The organism is Bradyrhizobium sp. Ai1a-2 (genome assembly GCF_000426245.1).
GTDB lineage: Bacteria > Pseudomonadota > Alphaproteobacteria > Rhizobiales > Xanthobacteraceae > Bradyrhizobium.
Map to the genome: position 1 here is coordinate 20,918 of NZ_AUEZ01000052.1, position 19,811 is coordinate 40,728.

22 protein-coding genes are annotated in these 19,811 nt (G+C 63.1%); 16 read left to right on the forward strand and 6 right to left on the reverse strand.

All coding sequences use genetic code 11. The features are described 5' to 3' along the window. Nucleotides 1-3 precede the first annotated feature (3 nt). Nucleotides 4-1,056, reverse strand: coding sequence for a uroporphyrinogen decarboxylase (hemE, locus tag K288_RS0128130; RefSeq protein WP_027582563.1), 1,053 nt, complete (start codon nt 1,054-1,056; stop codon nt 4-6). A gap of 127 nt (nt 1,057-1,183) precedes the next feature. Between hemE and K288_RS0128135 the strand changes: the two genes are divergently transcribed. Then, nucleotides 1,184-1,405, forward strand: coding sequence for a hypothetical protein (locus K288_RS0128135; RefSeq protein ID WP_027582564.1), 222 nt, complete (start codon nt 1,184-1,186; stop codon nt 1,403-1,405). 137 nt (nt 1,406-1,542) lie between these two features. Here K288_RS0128135 and K288_RS0128140 read toward each other — a convergent pair whose 3' ends face one another. Together K288_RS0128140 and K288_RS46785 are read right to left on the reverse strand one after the other, a co-directional pair. Further along, nucleotides 1,543-1,773, reverse strand: a complete 231-nt coding sequence (locus tag K288_RS0128140) for a SlyX family protein (protein ID WP_027582565.1) — start codon at nt 1,771-1,773, stop codon at nt 1,543-1,545. Beyond that, on the reverse strand, nt 1,766-2,515 hold the full coding sequence (locus K288_RS46785; protein ID WP_043160916.1) for a rhodanese-related sulfurtransferase: 750 nt from the start codon (nt 2,513-2,515) through the stop codon (nt 1,766-1,768). Before K288_RS46785 ends, K288_RS0128140 begins: the two co-directional genes overlap by 8 nt. A gap of 170 nt (nt 2,516-2,685) precedes the next feature. Between K288_RS46785 and ggt the strand changes: the two genes are divergently transcribed. From ggt to K288_RS0128160, 3 genes are all read left to right on the forward strand, one after another. Beyond that, nucleotides 2,686-4,272: a gamma-glutamyltransferase gene (gene ggt, locus K288_RS0128150; protein ID WP_027582566.1), complete on the forward strand. Its 1,587-nt coding sequence runs from the start codon at nt 2,686-2,688 to the stop codon at nt 4,270-4,272. 29 nt (nt 4,273-4,301) lie between these two features. After that, nucleotides 4,302-4,757, forward strand: coding sequence for an FKBP-type peptidyl-prolyl cis-trans isomerase (locus K288_RS0128155; RefSeq protein WP_027582567.1), 456 nt, complete (start codon nt 4,302-4,304; stop codon nt 4,755-4,757). Nucleotides 4,758-4,892: 135 nt separating this feature from the next. Continuing rightward, nucleotides 4,893-5,399: a cupin domain-containing protein gene (locus K288_RS0128160; protein ID WP_027582568.1), complete on the forward strand. Its 507-nt coding sequence runs from the start codon at nt 4,893-4,895 to the stop codon at nt 5,397-5,399. A gap of 149 nt (nt 5,400-5,548) precedes the next feature. Here K288_RS0128160 and K288_RS0128165 read toward each other — a convergent pair whose 3' ends face one another. Then, the gene (locus tag K288_RS0128165; RefSeq protein ID WP_027582569.1) at nt 5,549-7,075 is read right to left on the reverse strand and encodes an amidohydrolase family protein; all 1,527 of its coding nucleotides are present in this window, start codon (nt 7,073-7,075) and stop codon (nt 5,549-5,551) included. 240 nt (nt 7,076-7,315) lie between these two features. Here K288_RS0128165 and K288_RS0128170 point away from each other — a divergent pair, with 240 nt between their 5' ends. The 5 genes from K288_RS0128170 to K288_RS0128190 all read left to right on the forward strand — a co-directional run bounded on the left by K288_RS0128170 (nt 7,316) and on the right by K288_RS0128190 (nt 12,086). Further along, nucleotides 7,316-8,341 (forward strand): alpha/beta fold hydrolase, encoded by a 1,026-nt coding sequence (locus K288_RS0128170; RefSeq protein WP_027582570.1) that lies wholly within the window; start codon nt 7,316-7,318, stop codon nt 8,339-8,341. Nucleotides 8,342-8,523: 182 nt separating this feature from the next. Then, nucleotides 8,524-8,949: a VOC family protein gene (locus tag K288_RS0128175; protein ID WP_027582571.1), complete on the forward strand. Its 426-nt coding sequence runs from the start codon at nt 8,524-8,526 to the stop codon at nt 8,947-8,949. Nucleotides 8,950-8,977: 28 nt separating this feature from the next. Beyond that, complete coding sequence (locus K288_RS0128180) at nt 8,978-9,466, forward strand: VOC family protein (protein ID WP_027582572.1); 489 nt, start codon at nt 8,978-8,980, stop codon at nt 9,464-9,466. Between the two features lie 159 nt (nt 9,467-9,625). Beyond that, nucleotides 9,626-10,912 (forward strand): phospholipid carrier-dependent glycosyltransferase, encoded by a 1,287-nt coding sequence (locus K288_RS0128185; protein WP_027582573.1) that lies wholly within the window; start codon nt 9,626-9,628, stop codon nt 10,910-10,912. 97 nt (nt 10,913-11,009) lie between these two features. Continuing rightward, nucleotides 11,010-12,086: a response regulator gene (locus tag K288_RS0128190; protein ID WP_027582574.1), complete on the forward strand. Its 1,077-nt coding sequence runs from the start codon at nt 11,010-11,012 to the stop codon at nt 12,084-12,086. Between the two features lie 204 nt (nt 12,087-12,290). Here K288_RS0128190 and K288_RS0128195 read toward each other — a convergent pair whose 3' ends face one another. Beyond that, nucleotides 12,291-12,926 (reverse strand): OmpA family protein, encoded by a 636-nt coding sequence (locus K288_RS0128195; protein WP_027582575.1) that lies wholly within the window; start codon nt 12,924-12,926, stop codon nt 12,291-12,293. Nucleotides 12,927-13,117: 191 nt separating this feature from the next. On the opposite strand from K288_RS0128195, the gene K288_RS0128200 reads away from it, so the two are divergent. The 5 genes from K288_RS0128200 (at nt 13,118) to K288_RS54245 (ending at nt 16,340) form a co-directional block, all read left to right on the forward strand. After that, nucleotides 13,118-13,450 carry a type II toxin-antitoxin system RelE/ParE family toxin gene (locus K288_RS0128200; RefSeq protein WP_244443281.1) on the forward strand — a complete coding sequence of 111 codons (333 nt, stop codon included), beginning with the start codon at nt 13,118-13,120 and terminating at the stop codon, nt 13,448-13,450. Nucleotides 13,451-13,464: 14 nt separating this feature from the next. Next, nucleotides 13,465-13,788 (forward strand): helix-turn-helix transcriptional regulator, encoded by a 324-nt coding sequence (locus tag K288_RS0128205; RefSeq protein WP_244443283.1) that lies wholly within the window; start codon nt 13,465-13,467, stop codon nt 13,786-13,788. A 350-nt stretch (nt 13,789-14,138) separates the two neighbouring features. Next, on the forward strand, nt 14,139-14,378 hold the full coding sequence (locus K288_RS0128210; protein ID WP_027582578.1) for a hypothetical protein: 240 nt from the start codon (nt 14,139-14,141) through the stop codon (nt 14,376-14,378). 184 nt (nt 14,379-14,562) lie between these two features. Next, complete coding sequence (locus K288_RS0128215; RefSeq protein ID WP_027582579.1) at nt 14,563-15,732, forward strand: crosslink repair DNA glycosylase YcaQ family protein; 1,170 nt, start codon at nt 14,563-14,565, stop codon at nt 15,730-15,732. Between the two features lie 221 nt (nt 15,733-15,953). Continuing rightward, nucleotides 15,954-16,340, forward strand: coding sequence for a hypothetical protein (locus K288_RS54245; RefSeq protein WP_201449736.1), 387 nt, complete (start codon nt 15,954-15,956; stop codon nt 16,338-16,340). A 113-nt stretch (nt 16,341-16,453) separates the two neighbouring features. On the opposite strand, the gene K288_RS46795 is transcribed toward K288_RS54245, so the two are convergent. Further along, nucleotides 16,454-16,846 (reverse strand): DUF2809 domain-containing protein, encoded by a 393-nt coding sequence (locus tag K288_RS46795; RefSeq protein ID WP_043160923.1) that lies wholly within the window; start codon nt 16,844-16,846, stop codon nt 16,454-16,456. A gap of 183 nt (nt 16,847-17,029) precedes the next feature. Between K288_RS46795 and K288_RS0128235 the strand changes: the two genes are divergently transcribed. After that, nucleotides 17,030-18,355: an MFS transporter gene (locus K288_RS0128235; protein WP_027582581.1), complete on the forward strand. Its 1,326-nt coding sequence runs from the start codon at nt 17,030-17,032 to the stop codon at nt 18,353-18,355. Nucleotides 18,356-18,673: 318 nt separating this feature from the next. Next, a complete protein-coding gene (locus tag K288_RS0128240; RefSeq protein WP_027582582.1) occupies nt 18,674-19,780 on the forward strand; it encodes an efflux RND transporter periplasmic adaptor subunit in 1,107 nt (368 codons plus the stop codon). The last annotated feature ends 31 nt before the right edge of the window (nt 19,781-19,811 follow it).

The window sequence follows — 19,811 nt, forward strand, 5'->3', positions numbered from 1 at the left end:
CCGTCAACCCCGATACGCCCGCACCCGCTTTACCATCTGCTCGACATGGGCGATCGGCGTCTCCGGCTGGATGCCGTGGCCGAGATTGAAGATCAGCCGGCCCTTGCCGTAGGTCTCGAGCACATCGTCGATCGCGCGATCGAGCGCCTCGCCACCGGTGATCAACGCGAGCGGATCGAGATTGCCCTGTATCGCGACTCGGCTCTGCACGCGCTCGCGGATCATCGCTGGCTCCGCGGTCCAGTCGATGCTGACGGCGTTGACGCCGGTTGCTTCCACATAGGCGGGAAGCATGCCGGCTGCGCCACGGGGGAAGCCGATGATCTTGGCGCCCGGCACCTGTTTGCGCACGCCCTCGACGATGCGGCGCGCGGGCTCGATCGACCAGCGTTCGAATTCGCGCGGCGGCAACACGCCGGCCCAGGTGTCGAACAGCTGCAGGCAGTCGGCGCCCGCTTTCAACTGGCCGACGAGATAGTGGATCGAATTCTCCACCAGCGTATCGATAATGGCGGCGAACGATTGCGGGTGCCGATAGGCCATCATCCGCGCCGGCGCCTGGTCGGGCGTGCCCTGGCCTGCGACCATATAGGTCGCGACCGTCCACGGCGCGCCGCAGAATCCGATCAGCGCGATTTTGTCGTCGAGCTCGCGCCGCACGCGGCGCAGCGCTTCATAGACCGGCTCGAGCTTTGTGAAGTCCGCATCCGCGGCAAGCGTGTTCACTTTCTCGGGCGTATCGAGCGGATCGAGCCGCGGACCTTCGCCGGCCTCGAACCGCACCGAGCGGCCGAGCGCATAGGGAATGACGAGGATGTCGGAGAAGATGATGGCCGCATCGAAGTTGAAGCGGCGGATCGGCTGCAGCGTGACTTCGGCGGCATAGTCCGGCGTGAAGCACAGATCGAGGAAGCTGCCGGCCTTGGTGCGCAGTTCGCGGTATTCCGGCAGATAGCGGCCGGCCTGTCGCATCATCCAGATCGGCGGGACCGGCTGGCGCTTGCCGGCAAGCACATCAAGAAGCGGCTTGGAGGAATCTCGGGATTCTTGGGACAAGAAAGGTTCCTGCTGAAACGGCTGACATTTTGACGCTTCTGATACACGGCGCGGCGCGCCCGGCCAAGGCAGATCTGGAACTGCCGGAGAGCACAGTGCGTTGATTGGGCGCAAATGGAGGGAGCATATGGCTGAGAAATTCAATCCGGCGCCGCATGACAAGCATGCCGATGACCCGCGCGAGGCGCTCGCCGCCGACCGCGAGACGCACGAGAAGCTCGAGGCTGGCCTGGAGCACACCTTCCCGGCCTCCGATCCCGTGAGCGCGGCCCAGCCCTCGCCGACAAAGCACGACGGCGAGCGCGAAGACCAGTCGCTCTGGGAAAAGGTGAAGGCGGTGTTCCGCTAACCGCTGCCGTCCTCGCGAAGGCGAGGACCCATAACCACAGGATTAGTGCTACGCTCGGAACGGCGTTCTGAGCCTTCTTCGAACGTCAGTGGTTATGAGTCCCGGCTCAAGGCCGGGACGACGGCATCCAACAATGTTCAATAATGCGGCGGCCGCTCGTTGATCGGGGCGGCCGTATTGCTTTCGGCCTCCTGCAGCCGCTCGCGCAATTCCTCCATCTGCCGCGTCAGCGCATCGATCTGCTTCCATTGCGCGGTGATGGTCTCGTTCAGCGTCTCCAGCGTATCGTCCTGATAAGCGATCCGCGTCTCCAGCGCATCGATGCGCTCGGCAAGCGCCTTGGCATCAGTCGTCTTCGCGTCAGTCATGCGCCGCTCCGTTGCCGCGCTCGCGCAAACCGTGGCCGAGCGCGACCCGTTCGTCGAACACGAAACATTCGCCGCGCCAGCGGCTGTCTTGCTTCGGCATCTCCTCCAGATATTTGAGGATGCCGCCCTTCAGGTGGTAGACCTCGCCGAACCCGCGCGAGAGCAAAAAGCTGCTCGCCTTCTCGCAGCGGATGCCGCCGGTGCAGAACATCGCGATCTTCTTGTGCCTGGCGGGATCGAGCTCGCGCGCGGCAAAATCCTTGAACTGTCCGAAATTCTTGATGCCGGGATCGAGCGCGCCCTCGAACGTACCCATGGCGACCTCGAAGGCATTGCGGGTGTCGATCACAAGCGTGTCAGGATCGGCGATCAGCGCATTCCACTCGGCCGGATCGACATAGATCCCGACCTGCCGCGTCGGATCGACGGAGGCATCCCCGAGCGTGACGATCTCCTTCTTCAGCCGCACCTTCAGCCGCTGGAACGGCATTGCGGAGGCTTCCGAGAATTTCAGCTCGAGCCTGTCGAGCCGGCCGCCGAACAGCGCGCCGTGCCGCAGTTCCCCGACAAAGGCGTCGATCGCCCCGGTGCGTCCTGCGATCGTGCCATTGACGCCCTCGCTCGCCAGCAGGATGCTGCCTTTCAATCCGAGACCCGCACAGATTGCATGTAGAGGATCGCGCAGCTCCCGGTAATCTGGCAGGCTGGCGAACTGGTACAGGGCGGCGACTTTCAGCTGCATGGCGAGGGTTTATCAGGCGGGTCGCCGAGCGAAAACCCTTTGTCGGGGCGGATTTCGCTGCGCAACGCAGCCTTGGCATGCCAGCCATTGCCGAGAACGGCATGAATATGTCATGTAGCTCCCGCCCCGCCGGGAACTTCCATGCAGAACAACCAAGTGAGCTACCTTTAATGAGAAACTTCCATTTCGCCGGCCGCTCCACCGTCCACTCCCTCAACGGAATGGTGGCGACCTCGCACCCGGAGGCCGCGCTGGCGGCGATCGACGTGATGCGCGAGGGCGGCACGGCGGTGGATGCGGCGATCGCCGCATCAGCGCTGCTTGCGGTGATCGAGCCCCAGTCGACCGGCATCGGCGGGGACTGCTTTGCGCTGGTGCAGCCGAGAGGCGAGGGCAAAATCACGGCCTATAACGGTTCGGGCCGCGCGCCGATGGCCGCCACCGCCGATTGGTATCTGGAGCGCAAGATCCATTCGGTGCCGCTCACCTCGGCGCATGCGGTGAGCATTCCCGGCGCCGTCGACGCCTGGCAGACGATCCTGAACGATCACGGCAAGTTCGGCCTCGACAAGCTGCTGCAGCCGGCGATCAAGGCCGCGGAAGAGGGCTATGTCGTCGCGCCCCGCATCGCCTTCGATTGGAAGAACCAGTTCGAGAAGCTGAAGAACGGCACCAACACCGAGCGCTATCTGCTGCCGCACGGCAAGCCCGCGGTCGCCGGCGACGTGATCCGCCAGCCCGAGCTCGGCAAGACGCTGCGCGCGATCGCGAAGGATGGCCCGAAGGCTTTCTACACCGGTGAGATCGCCGAGGACATGGTCAGGACGCTGCGCAGCATCGGCGGCCTGCACACGCTGGACGATTTTGCTGACCATTCGACCGAGGTCACCGCGCCGATCGGCACCATCTACAAGGGCTACGATGTCTGGCAGTGCCCGCCGAACGGTCCGGGCATCACGATGCTGGTGATGCTCAACATCCTCTCGCGTTTCGATCTGACAAAATTCCCCGCGCTCAGTGTCGAGCGCTTCCATCTGGAGGCAGAGGCCGCGCGCATCGCCTACATGATGCGCGAGCAGCACATCGGCGATCCCCGCCACGCGCATGTCGACGTCGCCGGCATCCTGGCCAAGGAATTCGCCGACGAATACATCAAGAACATCCGGATGGACCGGCTGCTCGAGCTGCCCAACGTCGCGCCGCCGATGAATCCGTCCACGGTCTACATCACAGTGGTCGACAAGGACCGCAACGTCTGCTCCTTCATCAATTCGATCGCGCATTCCTTCGGCTCGGCGATCGTGTCCAACAACACCGGCATCCTGCTGCAGAACCGCGCCGGCGGCTTCCGCATCCAGCCGGGGCATCCGAACTGCATTGCGCCAGGCAAGCGGCCGCTGCATACGATCATCCCGAGCCTCGTGACGAAGAACGGCCGCGCGATCATGCCGTTTGGCGTGATGGGCGGGCAGTACCAGCCGGTCGGTCAGACCCATGTGCTGACCAACATCCTCGACTATGGCTGCGACGTGCAGGAAGCGATCGATATGCCGCGCGGCCTGCACTACGAGGGCGTCTATCAGCTCGAGGACAGCGTGCCGGCCGCGATCGTCGAGGGCCTGAAGAAGATCGGGCACAAGACCACCAGAGTGGTTCCTCCGCTCGGTGGCGGGCAGGCGATCTGGATCGATTGGGACAAGGCCACGCTGACCGGCGGTTCCGATCCGCGCAAGGACGGCTGCGCGCTCGGCTATTGATGCTGGGCGCCAATCCGAAAGGTGGTAACATGAACTTCACTCGACGCACCATCGTCAAGACCATCGCGGCCGCCACGGCCGCGATCTCCGTTCCGGCCATGTCGAAGATGGCATCGGCCCAAGCAGCAGGAAAAACCGTGACGACACCTTCAGGATTGCAAATCATCGACAGCGTGGTCGGCACCGGCGCTTCGCCGAAACCCGGCCAGATCTGCGTCATGCATTACACCGGCTGGCTCTACGAGAACGGCCAGAAGGGCAAGAAATTCGACTCGTCGGTGGATCGCAACGAGCCGTTCGAATTTCCGATCGGCCAGCGCAAGGTGATCACCGGGTGGGACGAGGGCGTCGCCACGATGAAGGTCGGCGGCAAGCGCACCCTCATCATCCCGCCCAATCTGGGCTATGGCGCGCGCGGCGCCGGCGGCGTGATCCCGCCGAATGCGACGCTGATGTTCGACGTCGAATTGCTGGCCGTGAAGTAAACGTCCAAATCGCTCTGTCATGCCCGGGCTCATCCCGGGCATGACAGGCAGACGCGAGTAGAGCGTCTGTTTCGTCTGGCCTATGGCCACGATCTTCTGTAGCGTTGCCGCGACAGTCTTTTGAAGGCAGCAGAGATGAGCGGCACCCACGATCACCCCCACTCTCACGACCACGACGAACGCTGGAAGCACGACGGTGTTCGCGTCATTCCCGGCAACCAGCTCGATCCCAACGTGCCGTCGACGGCGGGCATGGACCGCAAGGCCGCGATCAACTTCGCCCGCGTCGGCGCGCAGAAGCTGTGGGCCGGTACCGTGACCATCAAGCCCGACGCCAAGACCGGCGCGCACCATCACGGCCATCTCGAAAGCATCATCTATGTCGTGAAGGGCAAGGCCCGGATGCGCTGGGGCGAGCATCTGCAGTTCACCGCGGAAGCCGGCCCCGGCGATTTCATCTTCGTGCCGCCCTATGTGCCGCACCAGGAGATCAACGCCAGCCCGGACGAAGTGCTCGAATGTGTGCTGGTCCGCAGCGACGGCGAGGCGGTCGCGATCAATCTCGATATCGAGCCGGTGGAGAAGCCGGAGACGGTGCTGTGGGTCGATCCGGTGCACCGGCATCCCGACGAGAAGAAGTAAGTCTCGTCACTCCAGGGCTCGCGAAGCGAGAATCCGGAATCTCGCACCGCAACCTCCGTCATTGCGAGGAGCGTAGCGACGAAACAATCCATGCCTCCACAAGCGGAGAGATGGATTGCTTCGCTTGCGCTCGCAATGACGGCTACAATTTACGCAAACACGCGGTGATCAATCGTCCCGTTCGGCACCACGTAGCCGTAGCGCATGTTCGACGGCTCGGGCCCGGCCTTCTCGTACTCGGCCCTCATCATCGCGAAGCGGTCGCCCTTCAATTCCAGCATCGCGCGCTTGGGCTGGATGTCGTAGAGCCTCGCATTGTTGTCGCCGAAGATCGCGCGCTTCACCGGTCCGTCCGCGGGCCCGAGCGGCGCATAGCCGAACTTCTTCTGCATCGCCTCGGGGATCTCGAGCCTTCTCAATCCCTCGATCTGCCATTGCGGCGCGCCGGTCCAGAGTGCGTCCGTGCCCCAGCAGACGTGGTCGACGCCGAGCCCCTTGATCAGCGTGCCCATCAGCGCGGCGCAGACGTTCGGCTCCGCGACCAGTGTGGTGGCGAACAGTTGTCCGACATCGCCATAGACATTGTTGACGCCATACTGCGCGGGGATGTCGGCGAGGTCGCTCGTCCAGGCGATGCGGCCGGTGCGCTCGAACTCGGCGAGCGCCACCTTGGGGTCGCCGCCGACATGGCGATAGGCGGAGTGATAGATGACGAAGTTGAGCTGCGGCCAGTCTTTCGCGGCTTGCCCGACATCGGCGACATCGGCGAAGCCACGCAGGTTCGGATATTGCTTCTCGATGCCCGGCGGGAACAATCCCTTGTGCACGCAGACATTCTTGATGCCCGCCTTCACCATCTTCTCGTAGCCCTTGTAGGCGACCTTCTCGTCGTCCAACCGCCACGGATAGCGGCTGATCTCCTTGTGGGTGTTGTCGCCGATCGTGTAGCCCTTGCAGGATTCTGGCTTCAGCGCCAGCGCCGCATCGAGCTTGTCGAGCCAGCCCGGCTGGCCCGGCGTGAAGATCGCGTGACAGAACACCCGGCGCGAGCCGGCCTCGTCGTTGATCTTCTTGCGTGCGTCCGCCATCTGCTCGTTGGTCAGGAACCAGTCCTGCTCGATGTCCGAGGGCGCCGACGAGATCAGTGCGATCTTGGTGTCGGAGTCGAGAAACATCTCCTTCTTGTAGTTGTTGAACTTCAGATCCTCGATGGTCTGCTCGTGGTCGCTGAGCTGCTTGTTCCAGCCGGCCTTGCCGACCGCCTTGCGCATCTCGACAAAGCCCATGATGCGGGTGTCGTCGCGCAGGAAATGCGTGTGCATGTCCATGATGAACTGGTCTTTCAGCGCGTCCGCGCGCTCCTGTGCCATTGCGGGCGTCGCGGCTTCGGCCTTGCTCACCGCGAACAGCGGCCCATAGACCTCGTTCATTGCCACGAAGGAGGCGGCCATGCCGGCCGCGGTCTGGAAGAATCTCCGGCGGTCCATGCCTTGCTTGGCGCCGATCTCATCGGCCATCGCGAGCAGCCGCGCCTCGACCTCGCGCTGCCGTTCGTTCTGCGGGTCGGGATAGAATTCGTCGCTGGAGACGATCTGGGTCGGGATCGGTGTCGGATATTGGCACAGTTCCGACGGCATCAAAGCTGCAAGTTCTTCTTCGGTGAGATTGCTGCTCATGAAGTACTCCCTGGATCGCGCCGGATTCCCCTCCGGTCTCGCGGGACCGAAGACTAGGCGCAGTTTTGCGAAGCGTCCGCGACTTCTTCCCGCGGCAATGTTCACAAACTCGTGCGCCGAATTTTGCAATGCGCGCAGACGGCGCGATCATTGCCGGCTCTCTCGCAACGCCGCGCCAACGCTGCTAATCTCCTGACCTGCGATCGGACGAAGAAACCGAAAATACCGGGGAGACGAGCCATGGCGCGTTCCGAACATACGATCCCACGGCGCACGATCATCAAGGGCATCGGCGCCGGTGTTGCCGCCGGCGCAATCGGCGCGCCGCGGGCGCAGGCCGAGACTGCGGTTCCGGCGCAAGGGGAGGAGATCTGGAGCAGCGAGTATTGGGCGAAGAAGGGCGATGTCCCGCTTTGGATGTACCGCAAGCGGGTCGGCGCGCCGCAAGCCGGAGAGCCGTCGCGGCCGGTGGTGTTTTTCGTCCACGGCTCGTCGGTGACCTCGCGGGTGTTCGACGTCAGCGTGCCCGCCAAGGGCGAATATTCCGTGATGAATGAATTCGCCCGTTATGGCTTCGACTGCTGGACCATGGACCACGAGAACTACGGCAAGTCGGGCCGCACCTCCGGCAATTCCGATATCGCAAGCGGCGTCGAGGACCTGAAAGCCGCGGTCGCGGTCGTCGCCGGTGCGACCGGACGGCAGAAATACCATTTCGTCGGTGAGTCCTCGGGCGCGCTGCGCGCCGGCGCCTACGCCATGGCCGCGCCTGAGCGGATCGATCGCCTCGTGTTTACGGCATTCACCTACAAGGGCGAGGGATCGCCGACGCTGGCAAAGCGCGCCGAGCAGGTTGACTATTACCGTTCGCACAACATGCGCAAGCGCGACCGCGACATGATCCGCTCGATTGCGACCCGCGACAAGGCCGGCACTTCCGACCCTGCCGTCATGGAAGCGCTGGCGGACGCGGAGTTGCAGTTCGGCGACCAGATCCCGACCGGCACCTATCTCGACATGACCGCCAATCTGCCGGTGGTGCATCCGGAAAAGGTGCTGGCGCCGGTGCTCCTGATCCGTGGCGAACATGACGGCATTGCGACGGTCGCCGATCTCGAGGAGTTCTTCAACCGGCTGCCGAACGGTGATCGCCAGTTTGCGATCCTCCCCGGAACCGCCCATTCGGTGGTGCTCGCGATCAACCGGCAATTGTTCTGGCACGTGACCCGGTCGTTCCTGACCATGCCGACACCGATCGCGACATAAGGTCGCTTTGTCCCTGTCGTCGTTGCGAGCGGAGCGAAGCAATCCATTTTTCGGCCCCGGGAGGCGTGGATTGCTTCGCTCCGCTCGCAATGACGGTGGTTACTCGCAAAAATCTTTCACCCCTCTGTCGGACTCCCGCCCGCCCATTCGTCCTCGGGCCGAACCCCATGAAGGAGCCCCTGATGTCCAAACTGATCTTCGTGAACCTGCCGGTTACTGACCTTGCCCGCTCGACCGCCTTCTACCAGGCGATCGGCGCTGCCAAGAACCCGCATTTCTCTGACGATACCGCCTCCTGCATGGTGTTTTCCGACACCATTCACGCCATGCTGCTTACGCATGACAAGTTCCGGCAGTTCACGCCAAAGAAGATCGCCGACGCAAGAAGCTCGAGCGAGGTCCTGATCTGCCTTTCCGCCGATAGTCGCGACGCCGTCGACGATATCGTGGGCAAGGCCACCGGCGCGGGCGGCATCGCCGATCCCGGCCCGAAACAGGATTACGGCTTTATGTACGGCCGCAGCTTCGAGGATCCGGATGGTCACATCTGGGAAGTGATGTGGATGGATGTCGAGGCGGCCGCCAAGGCTGCAACCGCTAACGCCTGATTGTCGATCACACGGAGAGGAGTTTCTCATGTCCAAGATTTCCCCTTGCCTGTGGTTCAACGGTAAGGCCGAGGAGGCTGCCAAGCTCTATGTTTCGCTGGTGCCGGATTCCCGTATCGACACAGTCCAGAAGAACATCATCGACGGTCCCGCCGGCAAGGCCGGCACGGTGCTGGTGGTGGAGTTTACATTGGCCGGCCAGGGCTTCATGGCGCTGAATGGCGGGATGAAAATGGAATATACGCACGCGGTCTCGTTCAAGATCGACTGCGCCGACCAGGCGGAGGTCGATCGGCTCTGGGATGCGCTGCTCGCCAACGGCGGCAAGGCCGAGCAATGCGGGTGGTTGAGGGACCGCTTCGGCGTCTCCTGGCAGATCGTGCCGAGCGTGTTGCCCAAATATATCGGCGGCCCCGACAAGGCCGGTGCAGCGCGCGCGATGCAGGCCATGCTCGGCATGGTCAAGCTCGACATCGAAGGCCTGCGTCGCGCCTATGAGGGCAAGTCGGCGGCGTAAGCATTGCGGGAATTCGTAGGGTGGGCACGCTCCGCTTTGCCCACCCTACGCATCGGCGCTTGGTCACGACTGGTGCAAAACACGTTCAAGGCGATGGACAGAAAAATCGGCGACGCTCACAATTGACGTCGTTGCTGCACCGCGATCGCCGAAGACATCGTGCCAGAATCACCTTCCATTTCATCCGCACGCATCGTTCTCACCGCGGCCATCATCTTCGTCGTCGCGCATCTCCTGCTCCTGATCGGCGTGAGCGCGCCGGAGAAGTTCTACTTCGACGAGGTGCACTACGTGCCGGCGGCACGGCAGATGCTGCAGCCGGTGATGCGAGAGCCGATGCTCAACCCGATGCATCCGCCGCTCGCCAAGCAGCTCATCGCGCTGTCGATCAGGGCGTTCGGCGACAATCCTTTTGGCTGGCGCTATCCCGCCGCATTGTTCGGGGCGCTGGCGCTGGTTGCGGTCTATCTCGGCGGACTGGCGTTGTTCGCCCGGCAGTCGTCGGCGATCGCCGCAATGCTGATCGCCGCCTTCAACCAGATGCTGTTCGTGCAGTCGCGGATCGCGATGCTCGATATTTTCGCGCTCGCCTTCAGCCTGTTCGCGATCGCGGCGTTCGCCCATGGCTTCCGGCAGGCACGGCCACAGCTTTACTTTGCGCTTGCCGGGATCGCATCCGGCCTCGCGGTCGCCTGCAAATGGAGCGGCCTGTTCGTACTCGCGACCTGCATCGCCATCGTCGCCGCGATCCGGCTGATGCAAGGCTGGCGCGCGCAGTTTGCAGACGCGAGGGCGGAGGACTGGTACCGGCCCGACCTCTGGCCTGATTTTCGTCCCCATCACTTCGCCGCATGCTTCGTGCTGCTGCCCGCGATCGTCTACCTCGCGAGCTTTGTTCCGCTCTACGGTTTTTCGTTTCCCGACATCCTGGAGGCGCAGCGCCGCATCTTTGCCGACAACACCACCACCGCAATCGCCGGCCACACCTATATGAGCTCCTGGCCGTCCTGGCCGTTCCTGGTGCGTCCGGTCTGGTATCTCTTCGACAAGCTCGGTAGCGACCGCATCGCGGCGGTGGTCCTGCTCGGCAATCCCCTGATCCTGTGGCCGGCGCTGGCCGCGCTCACTGTGGCCTTGCGCGACTGGATCATCGTGCGGCGGGCGGATGCGTTCCTGGTGCTGGCGTTCTATTTTGGCCCCTATCTCGCCTGGGCATTGCTGCCCCGCACGCTCGGCTTCCTCTATTACTACCTGCCGGCCGCGACCACCGCGAGCTTTGCCCTGGTCTACGCGCTGACCCGCGGCCGGGCTCCCGGCTGGCTGCTATGGGCCTTCGTCGCCATCGGCGCGCTGGGCTTTGCGGCCATGCTGCCGGTCTCCGCGGCCTTCATCGGTACCTCGATAGCGACCTTCAACCGCCTGATGCTGTTCCAGAACTGGATCTGAGCTGCGGCCGCGAGGCTTGACGGGCAGTAACCCGTTATGGATTTTTGTATGCAAAGATGGGTCCATCGATTTGCTCTAAGGCAGTGGAACGACCGGCATGTTCGCTTCCCTTCAGCGTCTCTTCGATTCGTCAACGCTTTCACCGCACGGGATTTGCCTGTTGTGGGAGCCGGGACTGATCTGGCTCCACGTCATCTCCGACGCGATGATCGCGGCGGCCTATTTCTCCATTCCGGTGGCGCTGGCCATCTTCGTGTCGAAGCGGCGCGACGTCGCGTTCGGCTGGGTCTTCTGGGCTTTCGCGCTTTTCATCCTGTTCTGCGGCTTTACCCACGTGCTGTCGATTGTCACGCTTTGGGTGCCGATCTACGGCATCGAGGGCATCGTCAAATTGTTGACGGCCGTCGCCTCGATCGTCACCGCCGTTATGCTGTGGCCGCTGCTGCCGAAGCTGTTGGCGCTGCCTTCGCCGTCGCAGCTCCGCGAGGCCGAGGACATGCTGCGGCAGTCGCAGCAGGTGACCGGGGGCGTTGCGCACGATTTCAACAATCTCCTGACGGTCATCAGCGGCAACCTCGAAATCGCCGCGCGCAGCGTGCAATCGGACAGTGGCGTCAGGCGTGAGCGGCTGGTGCGCGTGATCGGCAATGCCTCAAGCAGCGCGCAGAGGGCCGCGGTATTGACCCAGCAGCTTCTCACCCATGCGCGAGGCGAGCCGCCCGATCTCAAGCCCGCCTACCAGGCGCCTCTCGCAACCGCCGTCCCCGTCAGGGATGCCACCGCGCCGGTTGTCGGCAGTCCCGGCAATGAGACGATCCTGGTGGTCGAGGATGAGGACACCGTGCGGTCCTTCCTCGTGGAGACCCTGCAGGACCTCAATTACAAAGTCCGTGAAGCTGCCGACGGTTCGGCCGCGCTGGCGCTGTTCAAGACCGGGCGGTTCCATGTCGACCTGCTGCTGACCGACATCATCATGCCCGGCCTGAACGGCCGCGAACTGGCCGACGAACTCCACCGTCTTAAGCCCGATTTGAAGGTGCTGTTCATGACCGGCTACGCGGGTAACGCCGTCGGCGATCAGGATCGGCCCGACGACGACGTATCGCTGTTGCAGAAGCCGCTGACGCAGACCGTGCTCGCGGCAAGGATCAGGGAAATGCTCGACAAGCACTAGAGCGTTTTCGAGCGAAGTGGACACCGGTTCGCGTGAAGAAAACGCGTCAAAACAAGAATCTAGAGCTTCGGTTCTGATTCAATCAGAACCGAATATGCTCTAGCCCCGTAGCCCGGATGAAGCGAAGCCTAATCCGAGTCCATCTCGCCATGTCTCGAACATTCCCGGATTGCGCTGCGCTTCATCCGGGCTACGGCGACTGCATCACTGCGACGCCGTCTTGGCTTCCATGTTGACGACCTGCACCCGGCGGTTGGTCGGATCGAGCGGCGCGTTCGGATCCTTCGGCTTGCTCTCGCCATAGCCGACGGCCACCAGGTTGGAGCCGGCGATGCCGTAATGCTCGACCAGGTATTTCTTGATCGTGTCGGCGCGGCGCTCGCTGAGCTCCTGGTTGTAGGCTTCGCTGCCGACCGCGTCGGTATGGCCGGCGACCACGAAGGTCGAATCCTTCAGGCTTGGATTCGACAGCGCCTTGCCAAGCTCCTGCACCGCCTGAGTCGAACTCTTGCTGATCTCGGCCGAGTTGAAGTCGAAATGGATTTCGAGGTTGATCTGCGGCTTGGTCGCAGCGAGCTCGGCAATCTCCTGGCGCTCGCCGAGCGAGAGCGAGCGGGTCGGACGGTCGCGCAGGCTGTCGACGAACTTCGTCTCCCTGGCGATCGCCGCGGTGTCGACCTGCTGCGGGCCGGCCGACAGGCCGCGCGTCAGCGGTTTGGATTTGAGGGCATTTACGATCTGGTCCGCACGAACGACGCTGTCGCCGGCGAATGCCAGACCCGCCGTCATCGACAGCGCGGCGCTGATCGTCAGGATCGAAAGTCCATGAAAGCGGGTCATCGTCTTAAATCCTCTTCAAGTATGCGCCAGCCGGATTGGCTCGCCTGGCGCTTCGATGCTTCCACGATAGGTCAGGTTCAAAGCTACGAATGTGATGTAGATCACATTGACGATCTATAGGGATACCCCTATATTCGGTTCCTGTGAAAAAGACGCCAAGTCAAAAGCCCTGCATCTTTCTCGGTTCTAGCTTGAAGGATCTGAAGCGATTTCCGGCAAAGGTGCAAAACCGGGTTGGCTATGCGCTGCACCAGGTGCAGAACGGAGATGAGCCGCTAGCTGCAAAGGCGTTGAAGGGCTTCGGCGGCCGAACCGTTTTGGAGCTTGTTGACGATTTTGACACCGATACCTACCGGACGGTTTACACGGTCCGGTTCGCGGATGCCGTTTATGTGCTCCATGCTTTCCAGAAGAAGGCAAGAAAAGGGATCGCGACGCCGCAACGGGATGTCGAGCTGATCAAAGGGCGTTTGCGTGACGCTGAAGCGCACTACCGAACGCACTACGGCAAAGGACAAGAATGATGAGCAAGCGAAAGGTGGAAGCCTATCAGAGCAGCGGTAACGTGTTCGCAGACCTCGGCTTGCCGAACGCGGAAGAACGGCTTCTAAAGGCCAATATCGTGAACGAACTGCATCGGCTGATCAAAGAGCGCGGGCTTACTCAAGTGAAAGCGGCCAAGCTCATCGGTATCCATCAGCCGGATCTGTCCTGCCTGCTGCGCGGTGATTTCGAGGACTACTCCGCGGGAAGTCTGATGAAAATGCTGACGGTGTTCGAGCAGGATGTTGAGATCACCATGAAGCCAAGCCGCAAGTCCGGCACGCCAGGACGTATCATCTTCAAATCGGCCGCCGCCTAGAGCGTTTTCGAGCGAAGTGGACACCGGTTCGCGTGAAGAAAACGCGTCAAAACTAGAATCTAGAGCATCGGTTCTGATTCCATCAGAACCGAAAATGCTCTAGTGACGACGCCATCCGCGGTGGTCATGCGCCGGCAGGCGCGGAAATAGAAAGGGCGGCCTGAGAGGGCCGCCTTTGCGTTATGTACAATAGATCGGCTGACCGCCGCGACCGCTGGTCGCAGCTCGTCTCTGCTTCATCGCGTTGCAATACAGGAAAAATAACCTTCCGCCGGAAACGCGGCTGCGAGCCAATGCATACCGCAATTGGCCGGTGTCATGCCGGTTTCATTCCTAGGGAGATTTTTCCGATGCGACGATTGATCCTGGTTGCTGCGTTCTCGGCTCTGGCCTTTGCGCCTGCTTCAGCCAAGCCGATGGCCTGCACCACGGAGAACATGGCCAAGTCGACGGCCTCGATGAACACGATGCCGGAAGGGCCCGGCAAGATGGCGATGGCCAAGAGCATAAGCAAGGCCAATAGCGAGATGAGCAAGGGCAACATGCGCGGCGCCTGCAAGCACTACCTGGAGGCCCAGGCGGGCAAGTAATCAGACCGACGACCGGAATTTGGCCGCGCCACCTGGCGCGGCCTTTTCTGTGCTCTGCGACAGAATCAATGAGATCATAATCCGATCCTGGAGATCGAATCATGATCTCACCTCCTTGTTTGAGCATGATCTCTTCGGAAAAACCGGTGTCCACTTTTCCGGATCATGCTCTACATTGCGGGCGATGCCCCGCCCGATTCCATCCCATCCCCTGAGCAGGACCGACGCCCGCCGCATCTGGCTGCGCTCCCAAAGGCTCGACACGCCAGTGCCGTTCGGCGATGGGCCGGCCGCGGTGGCTGCTGCGGTTGAACATCTCGGCTATGTGCAGATCGACACCATCAACGTGATCGAGCGCGCCCACCATCACATCCTCTACAGCCGCATTCCCGACTATCGCCGTGCCGATCTCCGCCATGCCCAGAGCGTCGACCGGAGCGTCTTTGAGTACTGGACGCATGCTCTCTCTTACGTGCCGGCCGGGGATCTGCGCTTCTTCCTGCCGGCGATGCGGCAGCACAGGCGCGAGGGCCACAAATGGTTCAATTCGGTCACGCCCGCCGACATGCGCAAGGTGATGCGCCTGATCCGCCAGGGTCCGCTCACCATCCGCGACATCGACGACGACGTTCTGGTGGAAAAGGAGCATCTCTGGCAGAGCCGCAAGCCGTCCAACCGTGCGCTGCAGCTCGCCTTTTACACCGGCGCGCTCACGATCAGCGAGCGCAACGGCATGCTGAAGACCTACGATTTGACGGCGCGGCATTTCGGCTGGGACAAGCCGCCGAAGCCGGCCTCGGCGCGCGAGCTCACCGCCTATCTGCTCGACCGCGCGCTGCGCGCACAGGGCGTCGTCAGCCTGGACTCGATCTGCCATCTCGATGCGCCCAGCAAGAAGTCGGTGCGGCGCCTGATCGATGCGCGCCTGCGGCGAGGGGAGCTGGTGCCGGTCGCGCTCGAAGGCGCCGGCAAGCAGGAGCATTGGGCGCGCCCGGAAGCACTGCAGCCGGCGGGTGAGGGCGATCCCGCCTTGGTCCACATCCTCTCGCCGTTCGATCCCCTCATCATCCAGCGCAAGCGCACCGAACTGTTCTTCGGTTACGGCCACCGCTTCGAGGCCTATGTGCCGAAGGACAAGCGCCTGTTCGGCTATTTTGCGCTGCCGGTCCTGGTCGGCGACGAGATCGTCGCCGCCGTCGACCTGAAGACCGACCGGCCTAACAAGAAGCTGCTGATGCAGAAGTGGAGCTGGGTCGGTAGCGTCGCCAAGCGAGGCGCCCGCAAGGCGCTCAAGCCCCGCATCGAGGAAGAGCTGCACCGCTTCGAGCGCTTCCAGCTCGCCAACGACCTGTGAGATCCTGCCGTCATTGCGAGCTACCGGCCGTGCCGCTCGTCATTGCGAGGAGCGATAGCGACGAAGCAATCCATGCCTCCGCAAGTGGCGAATGGATTGCTTCGCTCGCAATGACGGATGCGGGCTGGTCGGCGGATTGGGCCACGGCCCTGAGTTTCGTCTCGGGAACCGGCGGCCTTCCGGCCGGTTAGTTTCCTTGCGACTCATCTTAGGGAGGCGTTATGGGCAAGGACAAATCGATACTCGACAAGATCACGGACACAGTGAAGGGCGTCGCCAGCACCGCGCGCGACGCATTGAAGCCGGACGAGGATGACGCGAAGGCCGACGAGCGTACGGCGACCTATGTCCCGCTCGCCGCCGATGGCCTCGTCTCCGATCCGATGGTGCCCCCGATGGCAGTGGCTCCGCCGCGCAAGCGGCGCGCCGCATCCAAGCGGACGGCAGCGAGCGGAAGACGGACGGCGGCCGCGGCAAAGAAGGCCGTGAGGAAACGGTCGGCCAGCAAGGCCGGCAAGAAATCCGCCAAGAAGCGCTCGGCCAAGGCGGCCAAGAAAACGGCGAAGAAGACCAGGGCCGCCAAGAAGACCCGCAAGGCACGCCGATAACGAACAGTGCGTAGGGCGGATTAGCCGCCCACATGCACGGTCGTTCAACGTGCACAGTTGCAAGGCGTAATCCGCCGCTCCAGCGTTGCGGGGGGCGGCGGATTGCGCTTTCGCTAATCCGCCCTACGCACCTTGATTGACATCGCACGACGATCCAGCGCCACGCCAAGCAAAATCCCCGCGGCATAGGCGACGATGTTCCATAGCGAGAAGATGCGGCCGAGCAGGAGCGCGCCGGCGGTCGCCAGCCTGAAGGCGTCGAGCCACGGCGTATGCACCAGCCGAAACAATTCCACGCCCACCGCGACCGCAAGCGCGATCAAGGCCACCGTCCGCCGTGACCATCCGGCCGCGGCGATCGCGACCAGGAAGAACACCATCGTCCCCCACAACAGTGAGCCGCCATACTTCACGACGAAGGCCGGAAGCCCCATGCCGAAGCCGAACCGGCGCAGCGCCAGCCCGGCGATGATGGTCGAAAGGCAAACTAGGGTGCGGACAATCATGAACGGGAAAGCCTTGTGGGAGACGGAGCTAAAGCCCGACCCGCCAGCGGGCGCAAGCTCGCACCGAGGCGGTGCGCGCCACGCCGTCTGCGAATAAGCTCTCGTCACAATTCCGATTGACACCGTGCGCCTGATGCTGAAAACCCCCTTGCAACAGCAATAATAGCCCTCGGGGGGACACCCATGAGCCAGATCACCACACTTGCTTCCGCCGCGAGTGCGAAGAGTGAGATCGAAACCTCGACCATCCGCGCCATCTCGGCGCGCCTGATCCCGTTCCTGATGCTGGCTTACTTCTTCTCCTATCTCGACCGCGTCAATCTCAGCTTTGCCGCGCTGACCATGAATGCGGAGCTGAAGTTCTCGCCGCTGGTCTTTGCCTGGGGCGCCGGCATCTTCTTCATCGGCTATTTCATTTTCGAGGTGCCGAGCAACCTCGCGCTGGAGAAATTCGGCGCCAGCCGCTGGATCGCCCGCATCATGGTGACCTGGGGCATCATCTCGGCGCTGATGGCGACCGTCAGCGGCGAGTGGAGTTTTCTTGTGCTGCGCTTCCTGCTCGGCGTGGCGGAAGCCGGCTTCTTCCCCGGCATCATCCTCTATCTGACCTATTGGTATCCGGCCGAATACCGCGCCCGCTTCATGGCTGCGTTTGCGGTCGCCGTTCCCGTGTCGACCGTGATCGGCGCGCCGATCTCCGGGCTCCTGCTCGGGCTTGACGGCGTGATGGGCCTGAGGGGCTGGCAGTGGCTGTTCATCATCGAGGGCATTCCCTCGGTTCTCCTCGGCATCGTCACCTGGTTCTATCTCACCGACAGGCCGGAGAAGGCCAACTGGCTGACCTCGGAGCAGAAGGCGTGGCTCAAGGCCAGGCTTGACGCCGAGGCGGCGGCCAAGCAGGCGGTGCGGCACTTCACGCTTGGCGAGGCGCTGTCCTCGCCCAAGGTGATCACGCTGAGCCTGATCTATTTCGGCTTCGTCGGCGCGCTCTATGGCATGCAGTTCTGGCTGCCGCAGATCGTGAAGGCTTTCGGCCTCACCAACGCGCAGACCGGCTTCGTCACTGCGATCCCCTATCTGTTCGGGACCATCGCGATGGTGCTGTGGGCGCGGCACTCCGACGCCACCCGCGAGCGCGTCGCCCATGTCGGCGGGCCGCTGTTGCTCACGGCGCTCGCGCTCGGCGTCTCCAGCTACCTCACCGATCCCATCATCACCATGGTCGTGCTGACGGTCGCGGCGATCGGCATCTTCTGCACCTTCGCGGTGTTCTGGACCTTGCCGACTGCCTGGCTCTCCGGCACCGCCGCCGCCGGCGCGATCGCGCTGATCAACTCGATCGGCAACCTTGCCGGCTTCGGCGGGCCCTATCTGATCGGCTGGGTCAAGGACGCCACCGGCAACACCTCGACCGGCCTGCTCGTGCTCTCGCTGTTGCCGCTGGCTGCGGGGCTGCTGGTCTTCCTCGGCGGCCACGAAACCAAGACCGAGTTTGCGAGCGCGAAGTAGCGCAGCTTCGTAGGATGGGTAGAGCGCAGCGAAACCCATCATCTTTCCCGCAAGCGTCGATGGGTTTCGCTGCGCTCTACCCATCCTACGGACCAGCCATCGGCCACGCCGTGGCCCGGATGAAGCGCAAGCCTAATCCGAGGCCGGTCCGGCCATGCGGGTAGTGTGCTCCACCACCATCCTGACCGCGCGCCATGGCTCTCCATTTGGCCGATCGATTCTGCGATGGCTCACGAATTGGTGTTTACTGATGATTATTGACATTCGTCAGTGATCAATCAATACTCTTCATCAGACATCAGCCCGATGGAGAGACCGATGTTCGCCCGTTCAATTTTTGCTAATTACTACAAGCTTTTAGCCGGTGCGCTGCTGGCGCTGGTGGCGATTTCGCTGGCCGGCTGCAACGAAACGGTCGCCGAGAAAGCCGATCCCGGGCGTCCGGTCTTGGTCTCCAAAGTGCATTATGAGGCCGAGACCCCGGAGCGCAGCTTTGTCGGCACGATCAGGCCGCGGATCGAAAGCGACATGGGCTTTCGGGTTGCCGGCAAGGTCGCAAAGCGCCTCGTCGAAGTCGGCCAGACCGTTGATATCGGCCAGCCGCTCGCCACCCTCGATGAAGTCGACCTGAAGCTGCAGGCCGAGCAGGCCGAAGCCGAGCTTCGCGCCGCCACCGGCGTGCTGGCGCAGGCTGCCGCCGCCGAGCAACGCGCCAAGGATTTGCGCGCCAAGGGCTGGGCCACGGATGCGCAGTTGGACCAGGCGCATGCGGCTGCCGACGAGGCCCGCGCCCGCCTCAATCGCGCCGAACGCTCGGTCGAACTTACCAAGAACTCTCTTTCTTATGCAACGCTCGTTGCCGACACCCGCGGTGTCGTGACCGCAACCCTGATCGAGCCGGGCCAGGTCGTGGCCGCCGGCCAGACCTCGATCCGCGTGGCGCGGCTCGGCGAGAAGGAGGCGGTGGTCGCGATCCCCGAGACTTTGCTCGGCCGCGCCAAGACCGGCCTCGCCACCGTGACGCTGTGGTCGGAAGCCGGCAAGAAATACGCCGCAAAGCTGCGCGAGGTCGCGCCGTCGGCCGATCCCGCCACCCGCACCTATCTCGCGAAGTTCTCGCTGCCGGAAGCCGGCGACGACGTCTCGCTCGGCATGACCGCGACGCTGACGCTGGCCGACGCCGAGACCGAACGCGTGGCGAAGCTGCCGCTGTCGGCGCTGTACAGCCAGGGCGGCGATCCCTCGCTCTACGTCGTCAACGATGCCGGCGAGATCTCGCTGAAGCCGGTCAAGGTGAAGGCCTACGAGAGCGATTGCGTCGTGATCGCCGGTGGCGTCGATGAGGGCGCGAAGGTGGTTGCGCTCGGGGTGCAGAAGCTCGACCCGGCCCAGAAGGTCCGCGTCGTCGCGTCGCTGTCGTTCTGATCCGTCGGCCGCAAACGGTTTTGGATATTGG